The sequence below is a fragment of the Streptomyces sp. NPDC107559 genome, assembly GCF_055657365.1.
Map to the genome: position 1 here is coordinate 245,962 of NZ_JBVKBD010000012.1, position 11,391 is coordinate 257,352.

The window sequence follows — 11,391 nt, forward strand, 5'->3', positions numbered from 1 at the left end:
TGAGGGCGGCGAAACGAACGAACTCCAACAGCGACCTGCGTGATGACTGCTCTCACTCCGGCCGCGAAACCGCGCCACCGTGCCCGACCCGAACGCTGCCCTGCCGCCGGACATGGTCCTGCCGCACTGCGGCCGGACCCCGTCATGCGCGACCGAAGTGCTCCGGTTGCGGGTGCCACGCACGGGCACCAAAATCGTCAGAAGGTGCGTGATGACCGCCCTAGCGGTGTCGGTGACGCGCCGGCCGCTCACAGTCCGCCTCCGGCGGCGATGCCGTGACGCAGGCGCGGGCACGACCGGGCGGCACCAGCTCGACTCACCCAATGTCCCAGCGCTGTGCTGTGCCCGCCCACGAGAGTGCCGCGGCGCCACGGCGACGGCTCGAGGCGTGTGCGCGAGGTGATTCAGACATGAAGCCGGCCACCGATGCAGCACCAGTGGCCCCTGGCGTCGTAGCAGGCCCCGGCGGCGCCGGCCCCGGACGCGACAACCGTCCGGCCCGGCAGGGCAGAACCCCGTTCCTCTCCACCACGCGGCGCGGACGGTGGGTGTGCGCCATCGCCTGCGTGGCGCTGGCCGTGCCGCTGGTCTCGGCGGCCTCGGCCCAGGAGGCGTCGGCGGTCTCCGTCGGCACACGGCAGGGTGCGATGGCACCTTCCGCCGACAGTGCCCCGTACACGTGTAGCGTCCAGCCCGGCTCCTACAAGTTCTGCGACAGGGTCGTGGCGCAGCCGGGCGAGACGGTGACCGTCTCGGTCAGCGAGTCGGGGACGGTGACCCGGGGCGACTTCCGGGCCGTCAACCGCCAGACCCAGGAGGTGCTCGGCACCGTCATCGGCGTGCTGCCGTCGTACGGCGCGGCCGTCGTCTGGCGGAACGACACCGACCGCTCGGTGATCGTGGACCTGCTGGCCAGCGCGGACGACGAGGGCAGGGTCGACGGGCAGCTGGTTGCCGGAGGCTGACCGTCTCCCCGGGCCATGTGCTGCGGGATCCGTCCGGGCGGCTTCTCCAGCACGGTGCCGTGTCCTTCTCAGGGCACGGCGACGATGACGATGTCGCCGGCGCGGGCGGTCTCGGCGTTGCCGAGGCCCTGGCGCAGGCCGAGTTCCTCGGCCGCCCGTCCGGCCCGTTCGGCGGAGCGCGATCCGATGATCACCTGTTGTCCCGCGCGGGCGAGCCGGTACGCCAGCCCCCGGCCCTGCGACCCGGTCCGGCCGAGGATGCCGACGACCTGACCGGTCACATCGGGAGCGGCGGCCGGTGGTGCCGATGAGGTGGCGGTCACTGCCTTGGTGGTCCTTGCGGATTGTGTCCGGGGCCGTTACCGGGCGTCGAGCGAACGGACGAGGTCGATGCCCCGGCCGAGGTTGTCCAGCCGCGCTTCGAGGGTGTCGCCGGCCGGGTAGAGGCGGACGGTGTCCACGCCGGCTGTGTCCCAGTCCCTGAGCCGGTCGCGGACCATGTCCTCGGTGCCGATCAGGGTGGTGGCCAGGACCATCTCGTCGGTGACCAGGGCGGTGGCGCCGTCGCGGTCCCCGGCCTGCCAGCGTTCACGGATCCGGGCGGCGACGTCGGCCCAGCCCTGGCGGCTGTAGGCGTTGTTGTAGAAGTTGGTGGAGCCCGAGCCCATGCCTCCCAGCGAGAACGCCAGTTCCTTCTTGCGGCTGCCGACGACCTCGGCCAGCCGACCCTCGTCGGAGACGATGTTGATCTCGGCCCCCTGGCAGACGTCGAGGTCGGCGCGGGTACGGCCGGCCCGGGCGAGTCCGGTGTCCAGGTGGGTGAAGTAGGCGTCGGCACCCTCGGGCACGAAGCTGGTGCCCAGCCAGCCCTCGGCGATCTCACCGGTGAGTTCGAGCATCTTCGGGGACAGGGTGGCCAGGTAGACCGGCACCCGCACCGGCTCCACGCTGAGCCGCATCGGGCGGCCCTCGCCGTCGGGCAGCGGGATGGTGAACTGCCGGCCCTGGAACTCGATCTTCTCCCCGGCGAAGGCGCGCCGGACGATCTCGACGGTCTCCCGCATCCGGGTCAGCGGCCGCGCGAACGGTGTTCCGTGCAGGCCTTCGATGACCTGCGGCCCCGACGCGCCCAGTCCGAGCAGGAAGCGGCCGCCCGAGAGGTGGGCGAGCGTCATCGCGGTCTGCGCGATGGTGACCGGGGAACGGGTGCCGAGCTGGACGACCCCGGAGCCGAGCAGGATCCGCTCGGTACGGCCTGCGAGATAGCCCAGCGGCGAGGGGGCGTCGCTGCCCCATGCCTCGGCCACCCAGCAGATGTCCAGGCCCAGCTTCTCGGCCTCCAGGACGAACTCGACGGTCTCGCCCCAGGGGCCGCCGCCGGAGGCCTCGATGGTGGTCGCTGTGCGCATCACTTCTCCCGTTCGGCCAGTTCCTTGACGGCGGCGAGGTTGGCCTTGATACCGGCCTCGAACTCGCGCAGCCGCACGAACACGATCTTCTGTTCCTTGTCCGGCATCGCGTCGATCGCCGCGCTCAGCCCGGACCGGGCCGGTCCCAGCTGCGCCCACTGCTCCAGCACCGTGCCCGCACCCTGCGGGTGCAGCGTGAACCGCCACACGCTCATGGGACGGTCGGGGCCGCCCACGGCCCAGGCGAAGCACCGCGGCTCCTCGCAGTCCACGATCGTGCTGGTCGTCTCCCAGTTGCCCAGCGCGGGGTGGGCGCTGCGCCCGAGGAACCGGCACCCGGCTCGCGGGCCGGTCGCGCCGTCGAGCCACTCGACATGCTGCAACTCGGTACTGAGCTCGGGCATCAGATGGATGTCGCTCACATATCCCCACAGACGTTCCGGCGGCGCGTCGACGTACGTCTGCGCGGAGACGGTGGGCGTGTCCGCGTAGACCTGTCCCGTCCACTCCATGACCTGTGCTCCATTCCCTCGTCTACCTGCATAGTTGCTTATTTGGACTCACTGTCGCAAGGTCTGCGACCCTGCTGTCTGCTGAGTTTTTCGAAGGACTCGTACCATCGGGGGCATGAGGCGTACGTCGTTCGCGAACTGGCCCTGCTCGGTGGCCCGGACCATGGACCTGCTCGGCGACTGGTGGACCCCCCTGGTGCTGCGGGAGGCGTTCTACGGGATCCGCCGGTTCGACGAGTTCCAGCAGGAGCTGGGCATCGCCCGCAACACCCTGTCGGAGCGGTTGCGTCGGCTGGTGGAGGCCGGACTGCTGGAGAAGCAGGTGTACGAGACCCAGCCGGTCCGCCACGAGTACCTGCTGACCGAGTCCGGCCGTGACTTCTACGGCGTGATCCTCGCCATGACGAACTGGGGCGACCGGTGGCTCTCGGGCGAGGCGGGACCGCCGGTGATCACCCGTCACGAGACCTGCGGCCACGACGTCCACGGCGAAGTGGTGTGTTCCCACTGCAAGGAGCCGCTCGCCTGGGAGGACGTCACCCCACGCCCGGGCCCCGGCTACCCGGCGAAACTGCTCGACCGTCCGGACATCCGGCGCCGGTTCGGGCTGGACGAGCCGACGCCGGCCGCGGACTGACCCCGGACCGGTCGCCGACCCCGGCCCCGGTCCGGGTCTCCAGGAGACGGCCCGCGATGGCAGCCAGTTGCCGGGCGGACGTGCCGGGCAGCGCGCGCCTGGCCCGGGCCCGCTTGAGCAGGACGTGCGCACTCGCCTCCCAAGTGAAGCCCATGCCGCCGTGCGTCTGCAGGTTGTCGGCGCTCGCCGCGTCGGCGGCGTCGCCGGCCGCCTGCACGGCGAGGCCCGCGGTGTGCGGAGATGCCGCTTGGCCTTCCCGAGGAGCCCCGCCCGCGGCCCGTCGCCGTGTCCTGAAGCGGCAGGCCGTCACCGGGAGGTGCCGGTGCGCTGCGGCCGGGCGGGTCCGATCCGGCCCCGGCCGGCTGACGGCCGGGGCCCGGACGCACCTGTCGATGGCTGGCCGACGGACGGTGCGGGTAAGGTGGGCGGCGTCCGGTGGTCGGTCACCAGGGCCCATGAAGGCAAGACCCCTGCGGGAGCGAGCGTGCTCAGCGAGCGAGAGCCGGACGTCCCGGTGGTCAGTCGGTCCGCCCAGGCCGCAGCGACCCGGCGGCAGATCGTCGAGACGGCGCAGCGGCTCTTCACCGCCCACGGCTACCAGTCGACCTCGCTCCAGTCCATCGCGGACGACATGGGCATCACCAAGGCCGCGGTCTACTACCACTTCCGGACCAAGGCGCAGATCCTCAAGGCCTCGCTCGATGCGCCGGTGGAGGAAATGACCCTGCTCCTGGACGAGTTGGCGGGTATGACATCGCGTCAGGAGAGGCTGGAGGCGTACGCCGTCGGCTGGGTCGACTTCCTGGTGCGCAACCGTGAACTCGGGACCATGCTCCTGCACGATCCCGAGATGCGGGCCGCCAGCATCTACGCCGAGAACGACGGGCGAAGGCGCCGGGTCCTGCGGGTTCTGTTCGGCAACTCGCCCACCCCGGCGGAACGCATGGCCTATGTGATGTGCGTGTGGATGCTGGAAGGCCTCGGCGAGCTGTCCGACCTCTCGGACGACGAGCTGAGGGCCACGCTTCTGCTGACCGCCCGCGGCCTGCTCGCCGTGCCCGGCGAGGCGTGAGCCGACGTCCGTGACATCCGGTGACGGATGACGGCTGCGACGCAGGGCGCGGGCGCCGCTCCGGCCGCATGACGCGCCGCGCGCCCAGGCGTTGCACCGGTTTCTAGACCCCTCGCCCCTTCGTCCCCTCACTCGCCGGGACACTTCTCTGCTCTCCGAGTCGGTCCGACCATGGCAGACCTTTCACTAGCCACCGGCTAGTGAAAGGCCAGTGAATGATAAAGTGAACGGCCGGTCGGTGAGATCGAGAGGCGCGCCTTCGCAGCGGCCGCCCGCGAAGTCGATCAAGCCCATGAACCGTCAATGCCATTCACCCTTGAAGGGATCCACTGCCCCATGAGTTCCACCCCGGCTGCCGCCCAGGCAGCCAAGCGGAGCAGCACTGCGCCGGTTCTCGCCCTCGGCCTGGCCGCCATGGTCGTGGCGATGGCACAGACCCAGGTCGTGCCGATCCTGACGCTGCTGGGCACCGCACTGCACACGGACTCGGCCGGTGTCAGCTGGGTCACCACCGCGACCCTGCTCTCCGCCGCCGTCTTCACCCCGCTGCTCGGCCGCGTCGGCGATCTCCACGGCAAGAAGCAGACCCTTGTCGCCGTCCTCGTGGTCATGGTCGCGGGCTCGCTGCTGGCATCCCTGACGACCTCGCTGGGACTGCTGCTGGTCGGCCGGGTGATGCAGGGCTCGGCGACCGCGATCTTCCCGCTGGCGCTGTCGATCGTCCGCGACCAGGTCCCGCACGAGAAGCTGCACGGCGCCATGGCGCTGGTGAGCTCCACCCTGGCGTTCGGCTCCGGCCTGTCGCTGGTGGTCACCGGACTGCTCACCCAGGGCAGCGACCCCGACTACCACTCCGTCTTCTGGTTCTCCACCGCCGTCTCCGTCCTCGCGCTGCTCGCGGTCCTCCTCCTGGTCCCGGACGGCGGCCATCGCGTCGGCGGCCGTGTGGACGTGCCCGGCACCCTCGTCCTGGCCGCCTTCCTGGTCCTGCTGCTGCTCGGCATCTCCCAGGGCCACACCTGGGGCTGGGGCTCCGGCAAGGTCATCGGGTGCTTCGCCGGAGCCGTGGTCATGGCGGTGGTGTGGGTACTCGTGGAGCTGAAGGTCTCCGCCCCGCTGGTGGACATGCGGATGTTCGCGCACCGCCAGGTGGCCATGACGAATCTGGCCGGCCTGCTCGTCGGGTTCGCCGCCTTCACCCAGTTCATCGGCATCTCGTACCTGGTGCAGATGCCCGAGCGCATCGCCGGCTACGGCTTCACGGCGTCGGTGCTGCGGGCCAGCGTGGAATATCTGCTGCCCGGTTCCCTGGTGGCTCTGGTCGCGGCTCCGGTCGGCGGCGTCCTGGTCCGCCGGATCGGTGCCCGGCTGACGTTGGCGATCAGCGGTCTGGTCGGCGCGGGCGGGTTCGCCTGGCTGGCTTTCGGCCACGGGCAGACCGCGAGCGTCGTCTGCGCCGGACTGTTCACCGGTGTCGCGATCGCCTTCGGCTACGCCGCGATGCCCGCACTGATCGCGGCGAGTGTGCCGGTGCAGCAGACCGGCATCGCCAACGGCATCAACTCGATCTCCCGGTCACTGGGTTCGGCCATCGCCTCGGCCGTGGTCACCTCCCTGCTGGCGTCCAGGACGATCCCCGGCCTGCCCGAGGGCATCGATCTGCCGCAGGAGTCGCAGTTCACGATGAGCTTCGCCATCGCGCTCGGCGCCATGACACTGACCGTGGCCGTCGCCCTGGCCGGGCTGGCCAAGGACCGTACCCGGAGCAGTCTGGTCGCGAAGTCCCCCGTGGTGTCCGGGGAGGGGAGCGCACCTGGAGCATCGACCGACTCCGCCGCGCAACCGGTGAAGGCCGGACGGTTGGAGCGGAGCGCGGAGTAGCCCTGGTCGATCCGCCCTCCAGCGGTGCACGCAGCCGATGGCCGGTCGACCCATCGGTGACGGATCAACTGCCTTCGACGCCAGGGCAGCTCGCACCACCCCAGAGACAGAGGAACAGCACCTTGCGTCAGTTCGGCCTTCCGGCCCTTTACGAAGTACCGATCGAGGCGAACCTCACCGATGTGATCCACCGCAACGCCGAGCGGCACGGCTGGGTCCCCGTGGTGAGCCGCAAGTCGAACGGAGCCTGGGAGGACCTCACCGCGGCTGAGTTCCTCACCGAGGTCCGTGCCGCCGCCAAGGGACTGATCGCCTCGGGGATTCGCGCCGGGGACCGGGTCGGCGTGATCTCCCGGACCCGCTACGAGTGGACGCTGCTGGACTTCGCCCTCTGGTGCGCGGGCGCCGTCACGGTGCCGGTGTACGAGACCTCCTCCGCCGAGCAGGTGGAATGGATCCTCGGCGACTCCGGGGCGGTCGCCTGTATCGCCGAACTCCCGCGCCACGAGGCGGTGGTGGACGAGGTCCGGGCACGACTGCCGCATCTGGGGCAGGTGTGGTCGATCGAGGCGGGCGGGATCGAGGCCCTGCGCCGGGCCGGCGCCGGGATCTCCGACGCGGAGGTGGACCGGCGCAGGGCCGCACTCGACCGGGACTCACTCGCCACCATCGTCTACACCTCGGGGACCACGGGCCGGCCCAAGGGCTGCAAGCTGACCCACGCCAACTTCCTCGCCGAACTGGGCAACGCCATCCGGTATCTCCCGCCGCTGTTCCGCACGGGCGACTCCTCGGTGCTGCTCTTCCTGCCGCAGGCGCACGTGCTGGGCCGCATCGTCGAGATCGCCGCCGCGATGGCACCGATCAGGCTCGGGCACGTCGCCGACCTCAAGGACGTCACCGCGGAACTCGCCTCGTTCCGGCCGACCCTGATCCTGGGCGTGCCCCGCGTCTTCGAGAAGGTCTACCACGCCGCCCGGGCCAAGGCGCAGGCCGAGGGCAAGGGCAAGGTCTTCGACCTGGCCGCCGAGACCGCCGTCGCCTACAGCCGCGCCGCCCAGGCGGGCGAGGTGTCGCTGAGCCTGAGACTGCGCCACAGGCTGTTCGACGTCCTCGTCTACCACCGGCTGCGGACAGCGCTCGGCGGACGCGCCGCCTACGCGATCTCCGGGGGTGCGCCGCTGGGCGAGCGGCTCGGTCACTTCTACCGCGGCATCGGTTTCACCGTGCTCGAGGGTTACGGCCTCACCGAGACGTGCGCGGCCACCACCGTCAACCCCTGGGACACCCCGCGCATCGGCACCGTGGGACGGCCGCTGCCGGGCGCGTCCGTACGGATCGCGGACGACGGGGAGGTCCTGCTGAAGGGGCCTCAGGTCTTCGCCGGTTACTGGCAGGACGAGACCGCCACCGCCGAGGTGCTACGGGACGGCTGGTTCGCCACGGGTGACCTGGGCGAGCTGGACCGGGACGGCTATCTGCGGATCACCGGCCGGAAGAAGGAGATCATCGTCACCGCCGGCGGCAAGAACGTCGCCCCGGCGGTCATCGAGGACCGGATCCGGGCACACCCGCTCATCGCCGAGTGCATGGTCGTCGGCGACGGCCGCCCCTTCGTCGCCTGTCTGATCACCATCGACACGGAATTCCTGGCGACCTGGAAGAGGCTTCACGGCAAGCCCCACGACGCGCCCCTGTCCGACCTGAGGCACGACGCCGATCTCCTGGCGGCCGTCCAGGCCGCCGTCGACGACGGCAACGCGGCGGTCTCGCACGCCGAGGCGGTGAAGAAGTTCCGCATCCTCGACACCGTGCTGACGGAGGAGGCGGGCCGGCTCACGCCGTCCCTGAAGCTGAAACGTACGGTGATGCTGAAAGACTTCGCGGCAGACATCGACGCCCTGTACGAAGAGCGTCATGGCGGTGTCTGAGCAACCTGGGCCCTCCGGCGTCGACGACGGCCGCGAAGCCGGCTCAGCCGCTACAGGGGGACGGCCAAGCCAAGACCGCTGTCGCCCGCAGCCCGCCGTGCCGCGCCGTCCCCGACCCGGGCACGCAGATCCCACCCCCGAACAGCGCTCTGGAGCCCTGCCTACGATGACGACGACCCCCACACCCCCTGCCGCCGCACCCGGGCCCGAGGAACCGCACCCGGTCTGGAGCGTGCTCACCGAACGCGCACGGGCCGGCAGCCGGCCCGGCGCACGCACCGACGGGCACCGTGTCGCGCTGGCCATCGAGGGCGGCGGGATGCGCGGCATCATCGCCGGCGGGATGGCCCTCGCCCTGCACGAACTCGGACTGACCCACGGCTTCGACGCCGTCTACGGCGCCTCCGCGGGCGCCGCCTCCGGCGCGTGGCTGCTGAGCAGCAGCCCCCAGTCGCTGCGCTTCTGGACCGTCCCCAAATACGCCAGAACACTGATCCGGCGCTCGAACCCGCTGCGCGGACGGCCGCTCGTGGACCTGCACAGCTTCTACGAGGTGCTCTACCGGTACGGCGACGGCGACTTCGCGCCCATGGACTTCGACTCGGTCCTCGCGAGCGCCATCGAGTACCACCCGCTGGCCACGGACGCCGCCACCGGGCAGTCCACCGACCTGCGCCCCTTCATCGGCGATGCCGCAGAGCTCCGCCTGGCGCTGCGCGCCAGCGCCTCGCTGCCCCTGCTGGCAGGTCCTCCGGTCACGCTGCGCGGACACCGGTTCTACGACGCCGGCGTCTCCGAGTCCGTGCCGTACCGCACCGCGCTGGCTCAAGGTGCGACCCACGTCATGGTGCTGCGCTCCCGGCGGGCGGTCGACGTCGCGCGGCCGTCCCGCTCCGCACCACTCGTGGCCAAGCGGTTTCTGCGCCATGAATCCGCGGCCCTGCGCCAGGCGTTCCTCGACCGCGAGACACGCTGGGCCGAGGACGACGCACGTCTCGCCTGTCACCCGGCGATCGTCTCGATCCGCCCCGCCCCGGACTCACCGGCGGTCGGCCGCCTCGCCCGCGAAGGCGCCCTCCTCGAAACAGCACTGGAGGCCGGCCGCACCGCCGTCCACGACGCCTGCGACCGACTTCCCGACGCATGGACGCCGGGTGGCAACTGACTCGAGACAGAGGTCGTGCACGCTGATCCACATGAGGGGACTCGCGGTTCAGACGGCTGGGCTCCCCCGGGTGAGCTCTGGGCCGACTCCATGCTGAGGTAATGCCCGACCTCACTCCGACCCGCAGCTTCCTCGGTCACCGGCCGGGCAGCTTGCTGATGTCCTACGACGGTCGCCAGCTCTACGCGATCTGCGACCTCGACGACGTCATCTGCGTGATCGACGCGGTCACCTGCCGGGTGACGGCCACTATCGCCTGCCCCGACCTGCATCGGCACGTCACCCTCACGCACGACGGCCGTCTGTACACGATGGCCGAGCAGGGCGTCGTCGCGATCGTCGACACCGTGGCCCGGTCCGTGATCGGCACCATCCAGCTCGGTGGCCGTCCCTCAGGAGGCGTTGTCTCCCCGGACGGTCGATTCGCCTATGTACCCCTGGGCAACGTGCCATTCGACCTGCCGATGGGTGTCGCCGTGATCGACACCACCGACAACGTGGTGACCGAGACCGTGGAGGTCGGTGTCCTGCCGACCATTCTCGCGATGTCCCCCACGGGTGATCGCATCTACGCGGCGGACGAGAGCGGCTCGACCCTCGTGGTGGTCGAGACACAGACCATGAGGGTGCTGGGCGCCCCGATCGGCGTCGGTCCGGACATGGATGGAATGCCGGGCCTGGCGGTCGGCCCCGGTGGGCGGCAGGTCTTCGTACTGGGCATGGATTCGGGCGTGGTGCGCGTCGTCGACACCGACAACTTCGAGGTGACTGCCGAGATCAAGGTCGGCCCCGAACCCAGGGACGTGGCGCTGTCCCCCGACGGGCGCAGACTGTACGTCTCCCAGCCCACCCAGGCCGTCGCCGTCGTCGACACCGCCAGGATGTCCGTCGTCCGCGAGTTCGCTGCGGAAGGGGTGGACCGTCTGGTCATGTCCCGCGACGGGGAACGTCTCTACGCCACCAGTGTCGAAAGCCAGTCGCTGCTGACCTTCCCGACCCGGATCCGTACGGTCGCCGCGGCCCGCAGATCCGAGGGAGTGGCCATGAGTCCCGACGGCCGGAACCTTCTTCTGACCCTCGGGGAGAGTAACGCAGTGTCGGTCGTCAGCACTCCGGACAGGCGGATTCCCGCCGGTCTGAAGCCGGTTGCGGTGGTGACTGAGAAGAGCGGGCGTGAAGTCTACGTCGCCGATGTCGTGGGTGGGAAGGTCCTCGTGATCGACTCGACCGTCGACGAAGTGGTGGCAACCCTCGACTTCGAGAGCCCGTTCGACCTGGCAGCGGACCCGGTCCGTGCACAGGTCTACGTCGTCGGGCACGACAGGATGTCACTGATCGACACCGACACCCGCGCCATCGTGGACCACATCTCTGTCCCGGCGGCGGCGGACCGAGCCATGGCGACGGACGGAAAGCGCGTCTACGTCACCAACGGGGCTTCCTTCACCGGATACTCGATCGAGACGCTCCTGGCGGAGGTGGACGTCCCGCTGGGGTCGGATCTGAACGATCTCGCGCTGGCAGGGGACGGACCACACGTCCTTGCCACGGCCGACGGAGTGTTCGTCGCCACCATGGACGGCGACGGGCCCATCACGCGTTCCGTCGCCGTCGCCGGCGCGCGGGACATGGCGGCGAGCGCCGACGGGCTCGTGTTCGTCACCTGCCCGGATGCCGATGCGATGTCCGTGGTCGATCCGGGTTCGGCGGCTGTCGACGGCGATCCGATCGCGGTTGTGGGTGGTCCGGGTGCTGTGGTGGTGGGTCGGGACGGGCGGAGTCTGTTCGTGGCGGGTGCCAAGGACGGTCATGTGAGTGT

General features: G+C 70.5%; 8 protein-coding genes and 2 pseudogenes. 7 read left to right on the forward strand and 3 right to left on the reverse strand.

Annotation, left to right across the window (positions count from 1 at the left end):
- The first annotated feature begins 410 nt into the window (after positions 1-410).
- On the forward strand, positions 411-965 hold the full coding sequence (locus ACZ7OY_RS31000) for a hypothetical protein (protein ID WP_471914476.1): 555 nt from the start codon (positions 411-413) through the stop codon (positions 963-965).
- A gap of 71 nt (positions 966-1,036) precedes the next feature.
- Here ACZ7OY_RS31000 and ACZ7OY_RS31005 read toward each other — a convergent pair.
- The 3 genes and pseudogenes from ACZ7OY_RS31005 to ACZ7OY_RS31015 form a co-directional block, all read right to left on the reverse strand.
- Positions 1,037-1,288 (reverse strand): annotated as a pseudogene (locus ACZ7OY_RS31005) (NAD(P)-binding domain-containing protein); the annotation flags it as partial.
- A gap of 36 nt (positions 1,289-1,324) precedes the next feature.
- Positions 1,325-2,374, reverse strand: coding sequence for an LLM class flavin-dependent oxidoreductase (locus ACZ7OY_RS31010; protein ID WP_471914477.1), 1,050 nt, complete (start codon positions 2,372-2,374; stop codon positions 1,325-1,327).
- Positions 2,374-2,886, reverse strand: coding sequence for an SRPBCC family protein (locus ACZ7OY_RS31015; RefSeq protein WP_471914478.1), 513 nt, complete (start codon positions 2,884-2,886; stop codon positions 2,374-2,376). The genes ACZ7OY_RS31010 and ACZ7OY_RS31015 overlap by 1 nt, the downstream gene beginning before the upstream one ends.
- A 115-nt stretch (positions 2,887-3,001) precedes the next feature.
- Between ACZ7OY_RS31015 and ACZ7OY_RS31020 the strand changes: the two genes are divergently transcribed.
- The 6 genes and pseudogenes from ACZ7OY_RS31020 to ACZ7OY_RS31045 all read left to right on the forward strand — a co-directional run.
- A complete protein-coding gene (locus tag ACZ7OY_RS31020; RefSeq protein ID WP_471914479.1) occupies positions 3,002-3,523 on the forward strand; it encodes a winged helix-turn-helix transcriptional regulator in 522 nt (173 codons plus the stop codon).
- Between the two features lie 484 nt (positions 3,524-4,007).
- Positions 4,008-4,595 (forward strand): TetR/AcrR family transcriptional regulator, encoded by a 588-nt coding sequence (locus ACZ7OY_RS31025; protein ID WP_384727832.1) that lies wholly within the window; start codon positions 4,008-4,010, stop codon positions 4,593-4,595.
- A gap of 336 nt (positions 4,596-4,931) precedes the next feature.
- A complete protein-coding gene (locus ACZ7OY_RS31030) occupies positions 4,932-6,476 on the forward strand; it encodes an MFS transporter (RefSeq protein WP_471914480.1) in 1,545 nt (514 codons plus the stop codon).
- A 122-nt stretch (positions 6,477-6,598) separates the two neighbouring features.
- Complete coding sequence (locus tag ACZ7OY_RS31035) at positions 6,599-8,407, forward strand: AMP-dependent synthetase/ligase (RefSeq protein ID WP_471914481.1); 1,809 nt, start codon at positions 6,599-6,601, stop codon at positions 8,405-8,407.
- A 166-nt stretch (positions 8,408-8,573) separates the two neighbouring features.
- A complete protein-coding gene (locus ACZ7OY_RS31040; protein WP_471914482.1) occupies positions 8,574-9,572 on the forward strand; it encodes a patatin-like phospholipase family protein in 999 nt (332 codons plus the stop codon).
- A 101-nt stretch (positions 9,573-9,673) separates the two neighbouring features.
- Positions 9,674-11,391, forward strand: a pseudogene (locus ACZ7OY_RS31045) (hypothetical protein); the annotation flags it as partial.